18 protein-coding genes are annotated in these 16,349 nt (G+C 69.7%); 4 read left to right on the forward strand and 14 right to left on the reverse strand.

The annotated features are described in order from the left end of the window. The 4 genes from trhA to AC07NG_RS09595 all read right to left on the reverse strand — a co-directional run bounded on the left by trhA (nt 1) and on the right by AC07NG_RS09595 (nt 3,873). Nucleotides 1-666 (reverse strand): PAQR family membrane homeostasis protein TrhA, encoded by a 666-nt coding sequence (gene trhA / locus AC07NG_RS09580; RefSeq protein ID WP_494593591.1) that lies wholly within the window; start codon nt 664-666, stop codon nt 1-3. Nucleotides 667-752: 86 nt separating this feature from the next. Next, the gene (locus AC07NG_RS09585) at nt 753-1,520 is read right to left on the reverse strand and encodes a sulfite exporter TauE/SafE family protein (RefSeq protein WP_494593593.1); all 768 of its coding nucleotides are present in this window, start codon (nt 1,518-1,520) and stop codon (nt 753-755) included. Nucleotides 1,521-1,564: 44 nt separating this feature from the next. After that, entirely contained in the window at nt 1,565-2,599 is a 1,035-nt protein-coding gene (locus AC07NG_RS09590; RefSeq protein ID WP_494593595.1) for an aldo/keto reductase, read from the reverse strand. 107 nt (nt 2,600-2,706) lie between these two features. Further along, entirely contained in the window at nt 2,707-3,873 is a 1,167-nt protein-coding gene (locus tag AC07NG_RS09595; RefSeq protein ID WP_494593597.1) for an MFS transporter, read from the reverse strand. Nucleotides 3,874-3,972: 99 nt separating this feature from the next. On the opposite strand from AC07NG_RS09595, the gene AC07NG_RS09600 reads away from it, so the two are divergent. After that, complete coding sequence (locus tag AC07NG_RS09600) at nt 3,973-4,914, forward strand: LysR family transcriptional regulator (RefSeq protein WP_494593599.1); 942 nt, start codon at nt 3,973-3,975, stop codon at nt 4,912-4,914. A 364-nt stretch (nt 4,915-5,278) separates the two neighbouring features. On the opposite strand, the gene AC07NG_RS09605 is transcribed toward AC07NG_RS09600, so the two are convergent. The 5 genes from AC07NG_RS09605 to AC07NG_RS09625 form a co-directional block, all read right to left on the reverse strand. Continuing rightward, nucleotides 5,279-5,884: a hypothetical protein gene (locus AC07NG_RS09605; RefSeq protein ID WP_494593601.1), complete on the reverse strand. Its 606-nt coding sequence runs from the start codon at nt 5,882-5,884 to the stop codon at nt 5,279-5,281. A gap of 124 nt (nt 5,885-6,008) precedes the next feature. Continuing rightward, entirely contained in the window at nt 6,009-7,055 is a 1,047-nt protein-coding gene (locus AC07NG_RS09610; protein WP_494593602.1) for an aspartate-semialdehyde dehydrogenase, read from the reverse strand. Nucleotides 7,056-7,156: 101 nt separating this feature from the next. Further along, the gene (locus AC07NG_RS09615; RefSeq protein WP_487292010.1) at nt 7,157-7,234 is read right to left on the reverse strand and encodes a hypothetical protein; all 78 of its coding nucleotides are present in this window, start codon (nt 7,232-7,234) and stop codon (nt 7,157-7,159) included. Between the two features lie 12 nt (nt 7,235-7,246). Beyond that, nucleotides 7,247-7,585 carry a hypothetical protein gene (locus tag AC07NG_RS09620; protein ID WP_494593604.1) on the reverse strand — a complete coding sequence of 113 codons (339 nt, stop codon included), beginning with the start codon at nt 7,583-7,585 and terminating at the stop codon, nt 7,247-7,249. Between the two features lie 2 nt (nt 7,586-7,587). Then, on the reverse strand, nt 7,588-8,259 hold the full coding sequence (locus tag AC07NG_RS09625; protein ID WP_494593934.1) for a glutathione S-transferase family protein: 672 nt from the start codon (nt 8,257-8,259) through the stop codon (nt 7,588-7,590). Nucleotides 8,260-8,392: 133 nt separating this feature from the next. On the opposite strand from AC07NG_RS09625, the gene AC07NG_RS09630 reads away from it, so the two are divergent. Both AC07NG_RS09630 and AC07NG_RS09635 read left to right on the forward strand, forming a co-directional pair. Then, nucleotides 8,393-9,433, forward strand: a complete 1,041-nt coding sequence (locus AC07NG_RS09630) for a ribonucleotide-diphosphate reductase subunit beta (RefSeq protein ID WP_110121697.1) — start codon at nt 8,393-8,395, stop codon at nt 9,431-9,433. Between the two features lie 75 nt (nt 9,434-9,508). After that, on the forward strand, nt 9,509-10,375 hold the full coding sequence (locus AC07NG_RS09635; RefSeq protein WP_494593606.1) for a 2-dehydropantoate 2-reductase: 867 nt from the start codon (nt 9,509-9,511) through the stop codon (nt 10,373-10,375). Here AC07NG_RS09635 and AC07NG_RS09640 read toward each other — a convergent pair. The 3 genes from AC07NG_RS09640 to AC07NG_RS09650 form a co-directional block, all read right to left on the reverse strand. Continuing rightward, nucleotides 10,372-10,809 (reverse strand): YidB family protein, encoded by a 438-nt coding sequence (locus AC07NG_RS09640; protein WP_492856676.1) that lies wholly within the window; start codon nt 10,807-10,809, stop codon nt 10,372-10,374. The two genes, AC07NG_RS09635 and AC07NG_RS09640, sit on opposite strands and share 4 nt — an antisense overlap. An 88-nt stretch (nt 10,810-10,897) precedes the next feature. Continuing rightward, nucleotides 10,898-11,329: a DUF6491 family protein gene (locus AC07NG_RS09645; protein WP_492856677.1), complete on the reverse strand. Its 432-nt coding sequence runs from the start codon at nt 11,327-11,329 to the stop codon at nt 10,898-10,900. Nucleotides 11,330-11,568: 239 nt separating this feature from the next. Further along, nucleotides 11,569-12,822, reverse strand: a complete 1,254-nt coding sequence (locus AC07NG_RS09650) for a dicarboxylate/amino acid:cation symporter (protein ID WP_487291988.1) — start codon at nt 12,820-12,822, stop codon at nt 11,569-11,571. 320 nt (nt 12,823-13,142) lie between these two features. Here AC07NG_RS09650 and AC07NG_RS09655 point away from each other — a divergent pair, with 320 nt between their 5' ends. Next, the gene (locus tag AC07NG_RS09655) at nt 13,143-14,597 is read left to right on the forward strand and encodes an AMP nucleosidase (protein WP_110119558.1); all 1,455 of its coding nucleotides are present in this window, start codon (nt 13,143-13,145) and stop codon (nt 14,595-14,597) included. A gap of 102 nt (nt 14,598-14,699) precedes the next feature. Here AC07NG_RS09655 and AC07NG_RS09660 read toward each other — a convergent pair whose 3' ends face one another. Both AC07NG_RS09660 and AC07NG_RS09665 read right to left on the reverse strand, forming a co-directional pair. After that, nucleotides 14,700-15,911 carry a TonB family protein gene (locus tag AC07NG_RS09660; protein ID WP_494593609.1) on the reverse strand — a complete coding sequence of 404 codons (1,212 nt, stop codon included), beginning with the start codon at nt 15,909-15,911 and terminating at the stop codon, nt 14,700-14,702. After that, nucleotides 15,908-16,270 (reverse strand): BlaI/MecI/CopY family transcriptional regulator, encoded by a 363-nt coding sequence (locus tag AC07NG_RS09665; RefSeq protein WP_494593611.1) that lies wholly within the window; start codon nt 16,268-16,270, stop codon nt 15,908-15,910. Before AC07NG_RS09665 ends, AC07NG_RS09660 begins: the two co-directional genes overlap by 4 nt. Between the last annotated feature and the right edge of the window lie 79 nt (nt 16,271-16,349).

A 16,349-nucleotide genomic window follows, 5' to 3' on the forward strand; every position in this document is an offset into this window, starting at 1 on the left:
TCAGGCCCGGGCGCCGGCCAGGACGACTCCGACCAGCACGGCCGCGTAGTGCAGGCCCGCGCCGCCGATCACGTGGCCGTGCCAGATGGCGCGGCGGAACTTCAGCCGGCGCATCAGGTAGAACACCGTGCCGGTGGAATAGACGAGGCCGCCGATGGCCAGCAGCAGCAGGGCCACCCACGACAGGCCCTCGATCATCGGCTTGATGGCCACCAGCACCAGCCAGCCCAGCGCCATGTAGAGGCCGACCCAGAAGCGCTTGTCGAGGCCCGGCAGGAACAGCTTGGCCAGCACGCCGAGGCCAGCGATGCCCCAGACGGCGGCGGTCATGCCGATGGCCCACCAGCCGGTCAGGTTCTGGGTGGTGAAGGGGGTGTAGGAGGCGGCGATCATGATGAAGATGCCGGCGTGATCGAAGCGGCGCAGCAGGGGCTGCCAGCGCGCCTTGGAGAAGTTGTAGGCGGTCGACAGCGACAGCATGGTCACCATGCCCACCGTATAGACCCCGATGGCCGCCATCTGGCTCAGCGAGCCCAGGCCGAAGGCCAGGCCCAGCAGGATGCCGCCGCCCAGCAGGGCGCAGGCGAGGCCCGCCAGGTGCACGATCAGGTCGGCCAGCTTCGCGCCCGACGTGGGATAGTGCTTGGTGAAGTCTGAGATCGTCATGGCCCGCCCAGCCTAGTCGAATTGGGTGACGTATAAACGCCGATCATCATGGCGCCGAAAGGGCATATCGCAAGCGCGACCGTTCATCACATCAGCCCCATCAATCCGTCCCAGGCCAGCTTGGTTCCGACCAGGATCAGCAGGACGTAGATCACCTTGTAGAAGCCCTCGGCCGGCACGCGCCGCACCAGCCAGACGCCGGCCCAGGTCGAGGCCAGGGCCAGGGGCGTCAGCACGGCCACGGCGGTCAGAACGCTGGGCGTGAACTGGCCGAGAGCCAGGTAGGCCGGCATCTTCATCCAGTTGACGATGGCGAAGAAGATCGCGCTGGTGCCGACGAAGACGTCGCGCGGCAGGCGGCGCGGCAGCACGTAGATCTGGAACGGCGGGCCGCCGGCGTGGGAGATCTGGCTGGTGAAGCCCGAGGCCATGCCGCACAGGACGCCCAGCCACGGCCGGCCGGGCGTGGCCTCGATCGCGGCGGCGGCTTTGACCGCCCGCTCGGCCCACAGGCGCTGGGCGGCGAACAGCACCGACACCAGCCCCACCGCCAGCTCCACGGCCGACGACGACACCAGCGCCGCCAGGGCCCAGCCCAGGAAGATGCCGACCGCGGCCGGCGGGACCATCAGGATCAGCAGGCCCTTGTCCCAGGTCTTGCGATAGGACCAGACGCCTACGACGTCCTGCAGGATCAGCAGCGGCAGCAGGATCGCCGCGGCCTTCACCGGCCCGACCGCCAGGGCCAGCAGGGGCGTGGCCACCACCCCGATCCCCGCGAAGCCGCCCTTGGCCAGGCCCACCAGGATCACGGCGGGAACGGCGACGGCGTAGAAGAAGGGATCGGTGAGCATGGCCGGGGCTTAGCAGGCGGCGGCCGGACGGGCCATGGGGCGCGCTACACCAGCGGCGGGTTCACCTGCCGGAAGCCGCCTTCGCGCCAGTAGGGGTAGTAGGGATAGGCCGGGGTGACCGCGCTGGCGGCGTCCAGCGCCGCGACCTGCTCGGGGCTCAGGCTCCAGCCCACGGCGCCGAGGTTCTGGCGCAACTGCTCCTCGGTGCGCGCGCCGATGATCACGCTGGAGACCGTGGGGCGGCGCAGCAGCCAGTTGATGGCGATCTGCGGCACGGTCCTGCCGGTCTCGGCGGCGACGGCGTCCAGGGCGTCGACGATGCGGTAGAGGCGCTCGTCGTCGACCGGCGGGCCGGCGTCGGCGGTCTGGTGCAGGCGGCTGGTTTCCGGCAGCGGCTGGCCGCGGCGGATCTTGCCCGTCAGGCGGCCCCAGCCCAGCGGGCTCCAGACCATGGCCCCGACGCCCTGGTCGGCGGCCAGCGGCATCAGCTCCCATTCGTAGTCGCGGCCGGCCAGCGAGTAATAGGCCTGGTGGGCGACATAGCGCGGCCAGCCGTGGCGGTCGGCGGCGGCCAGCGACTTCATCAGCTCCCAGCCGGCGAAGTTGGAGGCGCCGACATAGAGCACCTTGCCGGCGCTCACGAGGTCGTCGAGGGCCGACAGCGTCTCTTCCACCGGCGTCACACCATCGAAGGCGTGCAGTTGCAGCAGATCGATGCGGTCGGTCTTCAGCCGCTTCAGCGCCGCCTCGACGCCGCGCACCAGCCGCAGGCGCGAGGCCCCGGCGTCGAGCGGTCCGTCGCCCATCGGCAGGCCGAGCTTGGTGGAGATCAGCGCCTCGTCGCGCCGGCCGACCAGGGCCTCGCCGAGGATCTCCTCGGAGGCGCCGTTGGAATAGACGTCGGCGGTGTCGAACAGGGTGACGCCGGCCTCCAGGCAGATGTCGATCAGCCGCCGGGCCTCCTCGACGCGGGTGTCGCCCCAGGCGCTGAACAGCGGCCCCTGGCCGCCGAACGTGCCGGCGCCGAAGCTGAGGGCGGGGACCTTGAGGCCGGACCGGCCGAGCGTGCGGTATTCCATGGGAAGTCTCCTGAGGAAGACGGGGGAAGGGATCCCGGCCGGTCGGCGATAGCGCTCCCGCAGGAGCGGTTCTTGCTCGATCCGACTTTCGGCTTTGGGCGCTAGGTTCAGGCCGCCGCCAGTTTCTCGCGGCGTTCCAGGCCAAGGCTCAGCGCGGCCAGGGCCAGGGCGGCCATCGGCACCAGGGCCGCGATCGGGGCGATGGCCGCGAGGCCCGCGCCGTGGGCGATGACCGCGCCGCCCAGGGCCGCGCCGATGGCGTTGCCGAGGTTGAAGGCGGCGATGTTGAGGCTGGAGGCCAGGCCCTGGCCCGCGCCGCCGGCCTGGCTCAGCACCCGCATCTGCAGCGGCGCGACGGTGGCGAAGGCGGCCGCGCCCAGCAGGAAGGCGGCCAGCACCGCGCCGACCTTGTCGTGGAACGCCCAGCCCGAGGCCAGCATGACCACGGTCAGGACGGCGATGCTCCCGGCCAGGGCGGCGTTGAGGTTCCTGTCGGCCCAGCGGCCGCCCAGCAGGTTGCCGGCCACCAGGCCCGCGCCGAACACCAGCAGGATCGGCGACACCGCGGCTTCCGAGAAGCCGGCCAGCTCCGTCAGGATCGGCTGGATGTAGGTGAACACCGCGAACACCCCGCCAAAGCCCAGCACGGTCATCACCAGGCCTAGCTGCACCTGCGGACGGGCCAGCACGGCGAACTCCTCCTTCAGCGGCGCGGGCTCGGCGGCCTTGTCGCCCTTGGGGACCAGCAGGGCCAGGATCACCAGCGCCAGGGCGCCGATGGCGGCCACCGCCCAGAAGGTCGAGCGCCAGCCGAAGGCCAGGCCCAGCCAGGCGCCGAACGGCACGCCCAGCAGGGTGGCCAGGGTCAGGCCCGTGAACATGATGGCGATGGCCGAGGCCTTGCGCTCGGGCGCAACGAGCGAGACGGCGACCAGCGAGCCGACGCCGAAGAAGGTGCCGTGGGCCAGGGCCGTGACGATCCGCGCGCCCATCAAGAGAGCGAAGTTCGGCGCCAGGGCGGCGGCCAGGTTGCCCAGGGTGAAGATGGCCATCAGGGCCAGCAGCGTGGTCTTGGGCGGCAGGCGGCGCGTGGCCAGGGTCAGGATCGGCGCGCCGACGAAGACGCCCAGAGCGTAGCCGGTGGTCAGCCAGCCGGCCGTGGGGATCGAGACGCCGAGATCGGCCGAGACCTGCAACAGCAGGCCCATGATGACGAACTCGGTGACGCCGATGCCGAAGGCGCCGACGGTCAAAGCATAGAGGGCGAGGGGCATGACGGCCGGCTCCGGTGAATGTGCGGACCGTCAGATAGCGCTGGCGCCTTCGATGAATTAGATTGCCGGAAGGATCATCACTTGTGAATTGAAGGCGCGATGGCGCGGCAGGAAATCAATCGCACCGCCGAGATGGAGGTCTTCGTCCGGGTGGTGGAGCAGGGCGGCTTTTCGGCCGCGGCGCGCTCGCTTCGGATGACCCCGTCGGCGGTCAGCAAGCTGGTGGCCCGGCTGGAGGCGCGGCTGGGCGCGCGGCTGGTCAACCGCTCGACCCGCAAGCTGACCCTGACCGCCGAGGGCCAGACCTTTCACGAGCACTCGCTGCGGGTGCTGGCCGACCTCGACGAGGCCGAGCGCGCCGTGGCCGCCAGCGCCGCCCCGCGCGGCCGGGTGAGGGTCAATTCCAGCGTGCCGTTCGGCCAGCACTACCTGCTGCCCCTGGCCCCGAAGTTCCTGGCCGCCCACCCCGACATCCAGCTCGACATCACCGTCACCGACCAGGTGATCGACCTGATGGACGAGCGGGCCGACGTCGCCATCCGCGTGGGGCCTATGCGGGCCTCGCAGCTGATGGCCCGCAAGATCGCCCAGAGCCGCATGGTGCTGGTCGCCTCGCCAGCCTATCTGGCGGGCGCCGGGACGCCCGCCCATCCCGACGACCTGCCCCGCCATGAGCTGATCACCTTCAACTTCGCCCGCCACTGCAACTCCTGGCCGTTCTTCATCGACGGCGAAGGGGTCTTTCGTCCGGTCCACGGTCGGGCCGAGGTCGGCGACGGCGAGAGCGCCCGCGTGCTGGCCCTGGCGGGGCAGGGGATCGCGCGCCTGTCGGTGCTGCACGTCGGTCCCGACATCGCCGCCGGGCGCCTCGTCCCGGTGCTGGAAGCCTTCAATCCCGGCGACATCGAACTGATCCACGCCGTCTATGTCGGCCACGGCGGCCAGCTGCCGGCCCGGGTGCGAGCCTTCATCGACTGGCTGGCGGGCGAGGTGACCGTGGGCAAGGGCGAGCCGGCGGCGCTGGCGCAGTTCGCGGCTTGAATCCCTCTCTCTGTGAGAGAGGGAGGGGCCCGCCGCGCAGCGGTGGGAGGGTGAGAGGTAACAAACTCTCCGAACCTGGCGCGAGACTGAACACCCCCCGCCTCCCTAGGCCTCGTGCCTGGGGGCCAGGGTTCCGCCGCCGAGATTGTCGACTTCCTCACGACCACGTTGGCGGCGCCCAGGCTGGGGCGCCGAGCCTGGCCCGGCCATGGGTCCTCGCCACAGGGGCGAGGAAGGCGGGAAATGAGAGCGCGATCGTCCGAAGGAGGGGGCTTTCGGGATTTGCCGGCCGACGGTGAAACCTCTCACCCTCCCACGCCTTGCGGCGCGGGCCCCTCCCTCTCTCAAAGAGAGAGGGATCTTCCTACCGCGCCGCCTTGCCGTAGGCGCTGATCGCCGCCGCCATCTCGGGCGTCGCTTCGACCGCCGGTGCGACGGCCGCCTCGGGTGCGGCTCCGCCGGCCAGGCGGGCCTGGGCTTCGGGGGAGAGGGTGACGGTGTCGCGCGGCGTGACCGAGGGCTGGGCGGCGTCGCGGTCGGACTGCAGGCGGGCGCGGTAGTCGCCGACGCTGGCCGGACCCTTGGCGCCGGGCACGCCGACCTGCAGCGAGGCGACGATGGTCTGGTCGGTTTCCGACAGGGCGTCGAAGGCGTCGAGCGCCTTCTGCTGGGGAACCGGCGGGGCGGCGTCTGAGCCGGCCCAGGCGGCCTTGGTGAAGGTGTTCAGCGCCGACTGCACGGTCTTGGCGAACGGCGACTCGTTGAGCGCCTGGGACAGGCCCGCGCGCTCGCCATGGCCCGCGCCGGCCCAGCGGTCGGCCAGGGCGTGATAGGCGCCCAGCTGCTGGTCCAGCCCGAGCGATCCTGTCGTGTCGTTGAGCGCCGCCGTCGCGGCCGCCGTCCCGCCGGGATAGGCGACGGGGGCGGCGAAAGCGCCCGTGTCGGTGGTCGATAGCTGCGAAATCTTCATCCTGCCGACAGCCATCGCGCCCGCGCGGTGAAGAGGGGATGAACGCTCATCCCAGGGCTGCGCGGCATGCTGTCGCGCCTAGAGGGGAGGGCTCCCGCCGCGCGGCGGGAGCCCTCAATCAGCGTCAGCCGCCGACCAGCACCTCGGCCACCTGCACGGCGTTCAGCGCCGCGCCCTTGCGCAGGTTGTCGCCGACCACGAAGAGCGCCAGGCCGTGTTCGACCGTCGGGTCGGGGCGCACGCGGCCGACGAACACCGGGTCCTGGCCGGTGGCGGCCAAGGGGTTGGGCACATCGTCCAGCACCACGCCCGGCGCATTGCCCAGCAGCTCCAGCGCTTCGGCCACCGAGATCGGCCGCTCGAACTCGGCGTTGATCGACAGGGCGTGGCCGCTGAACACCGGCACGCGCACGCAGGTGCCGCTGACCGGCAGCTCGGGCAGGCCCAGGATCTTGCGGCTCTCGTCGCGCAGCTTCAGCTCTTCCTCGGTATAGCCGTCCTCGCCCAGCACGTAGTTCAGCGGCACCACGTTGTAGGCGAGCGGCACGGCCCACTTCTGCGGCTCGGGCAGGGGGGCGGCGTCCGGCGACAGGGCCAGGCCGTCGAGGTCGCCGGCCGCGCCGGCCTGCACCTGCTCGGACAGCACCCGGATGCCCTCGACGCCGCCGCCCGAGGCGGCCTGGTAGGTGCTGACGGTCAGGCGCTTGAGGCCCGCCCGGTCGTGCAGCGGCTTCAGGGCCGGCATGGCGGCCATGGTGGTGCAGTTGGGGTTGGCGACGATGCCCTTGGGGATCACGGCCAGGGCGTCGGGGTTCACCTCTGACACCACCAGCGGAACGTCCGGGTCGCTGCGCCAGGCCGAGGAGTTGTCGATGACGATCGCCCCGGCCGCGGCGGCCTTGGGCGCCAGCTCGCGCGAGGTGTCGCCGCCGGCCGAGAAGAACACGATGTCGAGGCCGGCGAAGTCGGCGCTGGCGGCGTCCTCCACCGTCACCGACCCGTCCTTCCAGGCCAGGGCCTGGCCGGCCGAGCGGGCCGAGGCGAAGACCCGCAGCGAGGCCAGCGGGAAGTCCCGCTCGGCCAGCAACTTCAGCATCATGCCGCCGACCAGGCCGGTGGCGCCGACGACGCCGACGTGCGGCGGGTTCGAACGGGAAAACTTGTGGCTCATGGTGGTGCGTCTCCTGGTGATGTGGAGCGCGGGGAGCCGTCAGATCTCGTGGTCAAGAGAGCCGCCCCGCGCAGTGCGGGGCTGGTCTGGGGATGCTTGCGTTAGATCGCGCGCATACCCGCCGCCCCGCCGAAGCGGGTCGTTTTGCGGGTAATAATTTTGGTCGCGGCGAAGTGCATCGAGCGGGGCTATTAGCCGCTAAAGCTCTGCACGTAAACCTGCCAGCGCGCATCGCCGCCGCCGGGCGCGTCGGATCCCGCCAGCACTCGGCCATGGCGATAGGCGTGCTTGGCGCCGCCGTCGATCCTCTGGCCTCGAATGCTGTGCTGCAGAGAGACGTGGTCGCGCACGATCTCGCAGGTGATCAGACCCAGGCACTCGTGGTGCTCGAGGCCGATGTCGCGATCGGTCTCCACGTGCAGGTCGAGCCTCTGCGGCGAGCCGCTCCAGGCCCGCACGACGGCGTCGTCCCCGTAATAGCGGCGCACGGCCTGCACGATGTAGCGGGCTTCGTCTTCGGTCACGTCCATGGTCACCCGCTGGCGCCCTTGCTCTCCCAGCCGTCGACGAACGGGAAGCGCTTGTCCCAGAACCCCGCCAGCCGCGGGTCGGCGTCCACGCGGCGCACCACGTCGGCCATCTTCGGCGCGCGGTCGTAGAACCGCACCCGGCGCGAGCCCCAGCGGCTGACGACGGCGACATAGAGGTCGAGCACGGTCAGTTCGTCGCCGAGGATGTAGGCGCCCGGCTCGACCTGGGCGTCCATCATCGCCCAGCAGTCGGCGATGCGGTCGGCGGTGGCGGCCTTGACGCGGGCCTGGGCCTCCGGATCCGGGCCGGCCAGGCGCGAGGGATCGTCGCGCACCCAGAACAGCGAATAGATCGAGGCCGGGATGAAGGTCATCCAGCGCAGGAACTGCCCCCTGCGCGGATCGCCGATCCCCGGCCCCAGCCGCGCCTCGGGGTGGTTGTCGGCCAGCCAGATCAGGATCGCCGCGCTCTCGGTGATCGTCTCGCCGTCGGGGGTGACAAGGGCCGGGATCTGCTTCATCGGATTGACGCCGACGACCTTGGCCTGCTGGGCCGCGCCCTCCCAGGTGGGCGCCTCGATGACCGTGTAGGGCTGCCCCAATAGGGTCAAAGTCGCTTCGACGGGGACCGAGCCCGAGCCAAGCGCGCCATAGATGGTGTAAGCTCGATTCATCATTGGTTACCCATTCTGCCCACAACATCTTGTGTGCTGAGACAATCTGACCACTAGATGCGCGCCGTCGCCCTGCGCTATCTAGATCCTACTCGCCCGCTCGATTCGCGTCCGCCCGCTCTGGAGACCGCCCATGTCCGCCTCGCTGATCACCACGCCCGGCCTCATGATCCCCTCGGGCGGCTACAAGCCCTTCCGCTATCCCTGGGCCTATGACTTCTGGAAGAAGCAGCAGCAGGTCCACTGGATGCCGGAAGAGGTGCCGCTGGGCGAGGACCTCAAGGACTGGGCCGTCAAGCTGAACGACAAGGAGCGCAATCTGCTGACGCAGATCTTCCGCTTCTTCACCCAGTCCGACGTCGAGGTGCAGGACAACTACATGGAGCGCTACGGTCGGGTGTTCAAACCGACCGAGGTGAAGATGATGCTGGCCTCGTTCGCGAACATGGAGACGATCCATATCGCGGCCTACGCCCTGCTCCTCGAGACCATCGGCATGCCCGAGACCGAGTTCTCGGCGTTCATGGAATACGAGGCCATGAAGGCCAAGCATGACTACATGCAGACCTTCGGCGTCGACAGCCATGCCGACATCGCCCGCACGCTGGCCATGTTCGGCGGCTTCACCGAAGGCCTGCAGCTGTTCGCCTCGTTCGCGATGCTGATGAACTTCCCGCGCTTCAACAAGATGAAGGGCATGGGCCAGATCGTCTCGTGGTCGATCCGCGACGAGAGCCTGCACTGCGACGGCATCATCAAGCTGTACCACGCGTTCAACAAGGAGACCGGCGCGGTCACCAAGAGCGTGGCCGACGACATCGTCGACTGCTGCAAGACCGTGGTCGGCATGGAGGACAACTTCATCGACCTGGCCTTCGAGGCCGGCGACATCCAGGGCATGACGCCCGACGACATCAAGCAGTACATCCGCTTCGTCGCCGACTGGCGCCTGCGCCAGCTGGACCTGCCGGAAGTCTACGGCGTGAAGGAAAACCCGCTGCCGTGGCTGCAGGCCCTGCTCAGCGGCGTCGAGCACGCCAACTTCTTCGAGGCCCGGGCCACGGAATATTCCAAGGCCGCGACCAAGGGCCAGTGGCACGGCGCCGACGGCGTGTGGTCGAGCTTCGAGGCCATGCTGCAGAAGCGCACCGACATCGTTTCGGCCGACCACTGAGGTCCGCGAAACCGTCGTGACGAGATTGACGCCGCCCGCTAAGCCGGGCGGCGTTTTTCGTTCTGGAGAGCATGCATGCGCATCGCGGTGATCGGTCCCGGCGCGGTCGGCGGGACCCTGGCGGCCTGGCTCGGCCAGGTTCATGAGGTCACCCTGTGCGCCCGCACCGCCTTTACGCGGCTGGAGGTCGAGACGCCGGAACGGACGCTGGCAGCGACGCCGACGGTGCTGACCGATCCGGCGGAGGCGACGCCCCATGACTGGGTGCTGGTCACCACCAAGACCTATGACGCCGCCGGCGCGGCCGCCTGGCTGGCCGGGCTGGTCGGTCCCGACACGCGGGTGGCGGTGCTGCAGAACGGCGTCGAGCACGTCGAGCGGTTCAGCCCCTACCTGCCGGCCGAGCGCATCGTCCCGGCGGTGGTCGACATCCCGGCCGAACGCACCGCGCCCGGCGTGATCCGCCAGCGGCGCCTGGGCTGGATCAAGGTTCCGGCCGGGGCGGCGGGCGAGGCCTTCGCCGGCCTGCTGGCCCATACGCCGATCGAGGTTTCGACCACCGACGACTTCAAGACCGTCGCCTGGCGCAAGCTGGCCCTCAACTGCGCCGGCGCCGTCAGCGCCCTGACCCTGAAGCCGGCCGGGGTCGCCCGCCGCGACGACATCGCCGCGATCATGCGCGACCTGGCGGCCGAATGCGTCGCCGTGGGCCGCGCGGAAGGCGCCGACCTGCCGCTGGAGCTGCCGGACGAGGTGGTGGCGGGCTATCGCGCCAGCCCGCCGGACGGGGTCAACTCCCTGCACGCCGACCGCCTGGCCGGCCGCCCCATGGAGATCGACGCCCGCAACGGCGTCATCGTCCGCAAGGGCGCCGCCCACGGGATCGCCACGCCGGTGAACGCCATGGTCGTGGCGCTGCTGGCGGCGGCGGGGGAAGGCTAGGGCTTCAGGAAGCCGCCCAGCAGGCCGCCAACGGCGCCGCCGATGCCCTCGTCGGGCAGCTTGCCGCCCGGGGTCAGCTGGTCGACCAGGCCGGGCAGGATCTCCGACAGCTTGGCGGCCGCGGTCTGGGGATCGACGCCCAGCTTCTCGGCGAACTGGCCGACGGCGCCCGAGCCGAGCACGGCCTGGATCTGTTCGGCCGAGACCGGCAGGTTGTGGCCGCTGGCGACCCACGACTGGGCGACTTCGCCCAGGCCGCCCTTCTGGAAGGCGTCGACGAGGCCGCCGACCCCGCCGGCCACGCCCAGGCTCTTGACCGCCTCGGCCAGGTCGCCCTGGCCGCCCAGCAGACCCGTCAGATTGTCCAGCAGACCCATGGTGTCGCTCCGCTCGATCGCCGCCGACCCGTCGCGGGTCCGCTGACGTCGCGCCATTAAGACCCCGAGGCCGGCGAGCGGCCAAGAGAAAAGGCGCGAGCCGGAGCCCGCGCCTTTCTCGACGTCGCTATGGAGGCGCGGTCGGCTACGGCCGGTCCTTCTTGGGGATGGCGGCGATCTCTTCCGGCGTCAGCTTGGTGATGGTCTTGGCGCGGATCGGCATGGCGAAGCCGCTGCTGTCGGAGACCTTCAGGTCCAGGTCGATGGGGTTGCATACGGTGTCGATGCCGCGAACGGTCGAGACCAGGAAGTTGCCCGGCCAGGTCAGCTGGTTGCTGCCCCAGGCGAGGTCCACCTTGTAGACGTCGCGATTGCGCACCTTCATGTAGAGGGTGTTCTTGTCGGGGGCGCTCCAGCCCTGCCAGTCCGACAGCTGGAAGCACTGGCGCTGGGCCTTCTGCGGCGCGGCGGCGGTTTCTTCGGGGCTGTTGGCGGCCAGAGCCGGGGCCGCGAGAAGCGCGCCGGCCAGGCCGGCCCCGATCAGCGTGGCATGGGCGATGGTTTTCAGCTTGACCATAGCGTTTGTCCTTGCAGTCCCTCTCGCGAAAGATTGGGCCTGACGAGGCCGCCGTCAATGGTCAAGGCGTCCCATTTTTGGGCCGGGCAGGGGGAAGGTTTCCCCGTGGATGATCCACGACCCCCAAAACCGTAAAACCCCCGCGAAAGCGGGGGCCTAGGCTTTTTTCTGAAACGCGGGGCGCTCGACGATAAAACGCCTGGATCCCCGCTTTCGCGGGGATTTTACGGAAGAAAGTATCAGGCGGTGGCCGAAGCCTCCTCCGGCTGGATGTCCTCCAGCTCCCCCTCCCACTTGGCCACGACGGCGGCGGCGACCGAGTTGCCGACGACGTTGGTGGCCGAGCGGCCCATGTCGAGCAGGTGGTCGACGCCGAGGACGAGGGCGATCCAGGCCTCGGGCAGGCCGAAATAGGTCAGGGTGGCCATGATGACGACGAGCGAGGCGCGCGGCACGCCGGCGATGCCCTTGGAGGTCACCATCAGCAGCAGCAGCATGAAGATCTGCTGCTGGATGGTCAGATGCACGCCGTGGGCCTGCATGATGAACATGGTGGCGAAGGTGCAGTAGAGCATCGAGCCGTCGAGATTGAACGAATAGCCCAGCGGCAGGACGAACGAGACGATGCGGCGGCGCACGCCCACCTTGGGCAGGCTGTCGAGGATGCGCGGATAGGCGGCTTCGGAGCTGGCGGTCGAGAAGGCCAGCAGGGCCGGCTCGCGGATCACCCCGAACAGCGGGATGGCCCGCTTGCCCAGCACCACGAAGGCGGCGGCGAACAGCAGCACCCACAGCGTGCCCATGGTGGCGTAGAAGCCCAGCACGAACTTGGCGTAGGTGCCCAGCATGGCCAGGCCCTGGGTGGCGATGGTCGAGGCCAGGGCCGCGAAGATCGCCAGCGGGGCCAGCTTCATGACGAAGCCGGTGACCTTGAGCATGATCTGGGCGCACTGCTCGACCAGGTGCAGCACCTGCGGAGCCTTGTCGTCGAGGGCGGCGACGGCGGTGCCGACGAACAGCGAGAAGACGACGATCTGCAGGATCTCGTTCTTGGCCATGGCGTCGAAGATCGAGGTCGGCACCAGGTGGGTGATGAAGCCCTTGAGGGTGAAGGCGTCGGTCGAGGCGGCCGGCTTGGACGAGACGGCGGCTTCCACGAGATGCAGCCCATGGCCCGGCTGCAGCAGGTGGACCATCAGCAGGCCCAGCAGCAGGGAGACGGCCGAGGCGCCGATGAACCAGCCCAGGGTCTTGGCGCCGATGCGGCCCACCGCGGCGGCGTCCTCCATGTGGGCGATGCCGGCCACCAGGGTGGTGAACACCAGGGGCGCGATGATCATCTTGATCAGGCGCAGGAAGATGTCGGTGATCAGGCTCAGGCCCGAAGCCGCCGACTTGGCCCCCTCGGCGTCGAGGAACTGGTTGCACCCCCAGCCGACGAGCACCCCCAGCACCATCGCGCCGATGATCAGATAGGCGAAGCGTTTGTTCATCCCGGGTCCCCTGGGCCCGTCGGCGTCGACGGCTGGCTTATGGAGGAACGACGCGCGAGAGGGTCCGCGCCGCCATTCGCTCCTTATTTGAGCATTTCCGCCCTTGTGGCCGACGAACCTGGGTTCGTCCATGCCCTAGAGGTGATCTTGGTCGGCTTGCCTGGCGTCACGCCGGATAAACAGGCGCACCTGTAGAGACGAAAGGCCGTTGCCCGTTCCCGGATTGACCCGGCGGCGAGCGACTTCGCTAAGTAAGAAAGTTTTCCACCTGGGCGGGGCGCCCGTCTCGCCAATGTCGTGAAATGTCGCTATAAAGACCCATGTCAAACCAAGAAAAAGCGATCGCCGTCGTCGAGCGGCTCAACTCCGAATACCAGCGCGCCGTCGAGGCCCTGCGCACCGCCCTTAGGGCCTATCTCGAACATGGAACCCGCCCCGACCCGCAGATGCGGTTCGACGGCTCGTTCACCTATCCCGAGCTGCGCCTGACCTACGACCCCGAGGCCCTGCCGCCGAAACTGGCGCGCGCCTTCGCCCGGGTCAGCCGTCCGGGGGTCTATTCGACCACCATCACCAAGCCGGCCCAGTTCCAGGACTACCTGGTCGAGCAGCTGACCCTGCTGATGGACGACTTCGAGGTCGAGATCGAGGTCGCCCGCTCCGAGCAGGAGATCCCCTATCCCTACGTGCTGGACGCCAGCATCGACCTGAACCAGGCCGACGTCCGCAGCGAGGATATCGCCCGCTTCTTCCCGACCACGGACCTGGCCTTCATCGGCGACGAGATCGCCGACGGCGTCTGGAGCCCCGCACTGGAGGAAACCCGGCCCCTGGCCCTGTTCGACGGCCTGCGCACCGACTTCTCGCTGGCCCGCCTGCGCCACTACACCGGCGCCCCGGCCGAGCACGTGCAGCCGTTCATCCTGTTCACCAACTACCATCGCTATGTCGACGAGTTCGTCCGCTGGGGCGTCGAGCAGCTGAAGAAGCCCGATAGTCCGTACACGGCGCTGTCGTGCTCGGGCGGCGTGGTGGTCACCGCCGAGACGCCGAACGCCGAGCAGGCGATCGCCGACGGCGCGTGGCGCAAGCACCAGATGCCGGCCTACCACCTGATCGCCCCGAACGGTCAGGGCGTCAGCCTGGTCAATATCGGCGTCGGCCCGTCCAACGCCAAGACCATCTGCGACCACCTGGCTGTGCTGCGCCCGCAGGCCTGGCTGATGATCGGCCACTGCGGCGGCCTGCGCGACACCCAGACCATCGGCGACTACGTGCTGGCCCACGCCTATCTGCGCGACGACCACGTGCTGGACGTGGTGCTGCCGCCGGAGATCCCGGTGCCGTCGATCGCCGAGGTGCAGCGCGCCCTCTACGACGCGGCCAAGGCGATCAGCGGCGACACCGGCCAGGAGCTGAAGAAGCGCCTGCGCACCGGCACCGTGGTCACCACCGACGACCGCAACTGGGAACTGCGCCACAGCCTGTCGGCCCTGCGCTTCAACCAGAGCCGGGCCGTCGCCATCGACATGGAAAGCGCCACCATCGCCGCCCAGGGCTACCGCTTCCGGGTGCCGTACGGGACGCTGCTGTGCGTGTCGGACAAGCCGCTGCACGGCGAGATCAAGCTGCCGGGCCAGGCCAACGCCTTCTACGAGCGGGCGATCAGCCAGCACCTGCAGATCGGCATCCTGACCTGCCAGCTGCTGCACGAGGAAGGTCCCAACCTGCACTCGCGCAAGCTGCGCGCCTTCGACGAGCCGCCTTTCCGCTAAGGAATTGGCCGCTAAGGAATTGGCCGGTAAGCGCGGCCAGTCCGAAAACGACGAAGGGGCGGTGGTCATCCACCGCCCCTTTTTCTTTGAAGTCCTGTCGCCCTACTGCGGAACGCTGAAGGCGATCGGGATCGTCACCTGGCCCCCGGCGATGGGCTGGCCGTCGATGGTCTTGGGCTGCATGCGGAAGAACTGGCTCAGTTGCAGGGCCGCGTCGCCGAAGGCGTAGGGCCCGTCGCTCTGGCGGACGACGGCGCAGTTCTCCAGCCGGCCGTCGAGGGCGACGCGGCAGGTGATGAGCGCCCGGCCGGAGGCCTTCGCCGCCGCCGCGTCGGCCGGATAGTAGCGGGCCAGATCGTTGGCGTCGGGCTTTTCGACCCAGTCGGGGCGGGTGATCACGGCCGGCTCGGGGGCGGGCGCGGGATTGGCGGCCCAGACGGCGCCGGCGGCGGTCGAGGCGACCAGGGCCACGAGAGCCAGGCCCGCCTTGCGGCGCAGCGGGGTGACGGAGGCGGTGTTCAGCATGATCAGTCTCTCCTTCAGGGGATGGGGGCCCGTCGCGGGCCAATGGCAGCCGAGCGGGGCGTGGGAGCCGCCCAGCACCGAGCCGAGCAGGGTTTCGGCGTAGAGCCGGCGGGCGTGCGGATGGCGGTCGATCACGGCGGCGTCGCAGGCGATCTCCTGGTCGATGCGCAAGGCCCGGGCGGCCAGGTGGACCAGCGGGTTGAACCAGCACAGGCACTGCAGGGCGACGGCCAGGCCGTTGATGCGGGCGTCGCCGCGCCGCAGGTGGACGTCCTCGTGCGCCAGCACCAGGGCGCGGGCCTCGCCCTCGAAGCGGTCGGCGAAATCGGCCGGCACGACGATGCGCGGGCGCAGCCAGCCGAGCACCAGCGGGCCGGCCTCGACATGCTCGCCGCGCAGCACGGCCGGCTGTCCGTTGAAGGGCGTGAGGCGGCCGACGGCGCGCACGAAGCGCAGCTGGCGCACGGCGAACAGGCCGAAGGCGGCCAGCACGCCCAGCTCCCAGATCACCAGCAGCAGGATCGGCAGGGCGGGGGCCTTGGCCGCGACCGGGGCGACGGCCTTGCCGGCGGTGGCGACGAGCTCGACCGCCGGGGCCATGATCGCCGTCGGGGCGGGAACCGGGACCAGGCTGACCAGGGCGCAGATCGGCGGGGCCAGCCACAGCATGTAGGCCGCCAGGGGTCCGAACCGCGCCCGCACCGGCCGGCGCAGCAGCATCACCGCCAGGATCGCGGCGGCCAGGGCGAGGTTTGCGCGCAGCAGCGCCTCCAGCAGGGCGCCGCTCATTTGGAGATCCTCTCGACCAGGGCCTTCAGCTCGGCGACGTCCTCGTCCGACAGCTTTCCGCCCTCGGAGAACTGAGTGACCAGCGGCGCCAGGCGGCCGTCGAACAGCCGGTCCAGCAGGCCCTGGCTCTCGGCCTCGACATAGTCGCGGCGGGCCAGCAGCGGCGTATAGAGATAGCGGCGGCCGTCCGGCTTGGCGGCGATGGCCTTCTTCTTCAGCAGGCGGCTGATCAGCTGCTTGACCGTGCCCTCGGTCCAGCCGTTGGGCTCGCCCACCTCGCCGATGATGGCCTCGGAGGTCAGCGGGCTGGACCGCCACAACGCCTCCATGATCACGCTTTCCGCCGAACTGATCCTCATGGCGCTCCCCGCTGTTTGCGATGACAAACGTCAACGATGTGACGTTGACACTTGTCATCAGTGTCGTCAACCGGCGTTC

This window comes from Caulobacter sp. GW821-FHT10C03, from assembly GCF_059415485.1.

Excerpts from the sequence above, each read along its gene's own strand:
- trhA (WP_494593591.1), bottom strand. The coding sequence starts at position 666 with ATGACGATCTCAGACTTCACCAAGCACTATCCCACGTCGGGCGCGAAG.
- AC07NG_RS09585 (WP_494593593.1), bottom strand. The coding sequence starts at position 1,520 with ATGCTCACCGATCCCTTCTTCTACGCCGTCGCCGTTCCCGCCGTGATC.
- AC07NG_RS09590 (WP_494593595.1), bottom strand. The coding sequence starts at position 2,599 with ATGGAATACCGCACGCTCGGCCGGTCCGGCCTCAAGGTCCCCGCCCTC.
- AC07NG_RS09595 (WP_494593597.1), bottom strand. The coding sequence starts at position 3,873 with ATGCCCCTCGCCCTCTATGCTTTGACCGTCGGCGCCTTCGGCATCGGC.
- AC07NG_RS09600 (WP_494593599.1), top strand. The coding sequence starts at position 3,973 with ATGGCGCGGCAGGAAATCAATCGCACCGCCGAGATGGAGGTCTTCGTC.
- AC07NG_RS09605 (WP_494593601.1), bottom strand. The coding sequence starts at position 5,884 with ATGAAGATTTCGCAGCTATCGACCACCGACACGGGCGCTTTCGCCGCC.
- AC07NG_RS09610 (WP_494593602.1), bottom strand. The coding sequence starts at position 7,055 with ATGAGCCACAAGTTTTCCCGTTCGAACCCGCCGCACGTCGGCGTCGTC.
- AC07NG_RS09615 (WP_487292010.1), bottom strand. The coding sequence starts at position 7,234 with ATGCACTTCGCCGCGACCAAAATTATTACCCGCAAAACGACCCGCTTC.
- AC07NG_RS09620 (WP_494593604.1), bottom strand. The coding sequence starts at position 7,585 with ATGGACGTGACCGAAGACGAAGCCCGCTACATCGTGCAGGCCGTGCGC.
- AC07NG_RS09625 (WP_494593934.1), bottom strand. The coding sequence starts at position 8,259 with ATGAATCGAGCTTACACCATCTATGGCGCGCTTGGCTCGGGCTCGGTC.
- AC07NG_RS09630 (WP_110121697.1), top strand. The coding sequence starts at position 8,393 with ATGTCCGCCTCGCTGATCACCACGCCCGGCCTCATGATCCCCTCGGGC.
- AC07NG_RS09635 (WP_494593606.1), top strand. The coding sequence starts at position 9,509 with ATGCGCATCGCGGTGATCGGTCCCGGCGCGGTCGGCGGGACCCTGGCG.
- AC07NG_RS09640 (WP_492856676.1), bottom strand. The coding sequence starts at position 10,809 with ATGGCGCGACGTCAGCGGACCCGCGACGGGTCGGCGGCGATCGAGCGG.
- AC07NG_RS09645 (WP_492856677.1), bottom strand. The coding sequence starts at position 11,329 with ATGGTCAAGCTGAAAACCATCGCCCATGCCACGCTGATCGGGGCCGGC.
- AC07NG_RS09650 (WP_487291988.1), bottom strand. The coding sequence starts at position 12,822 with ATGAACAAACGCTTCGCCTATCTGATCATCGGCGCGATGGTGCTGGGG.
- AC07NG_RS09655 (WP_110119558.1), top strand. The coding sequence starts at position 13,143 with ATGTCAAACCAAGAAAAAGCGATCGCCGTCGTCGAGCGGCTCAACTCC.
- AC07NG_RS09660 (WP_494593609.1), bottom strand. The coding sequence starts at position 15,911 with ATGAGCGGCGCCCTGCTGGAGGCGCTGCTGCGCGCAAACCTCGCCCTG.
- AC07NG_RS09665 (WP_494593611.1), bottom strand. The coding sequence starts at position 16,270 with ATGAGGATCAGTTCGGCGGAAAGCGTGATCATGGAGGCGTTGTGGCGG.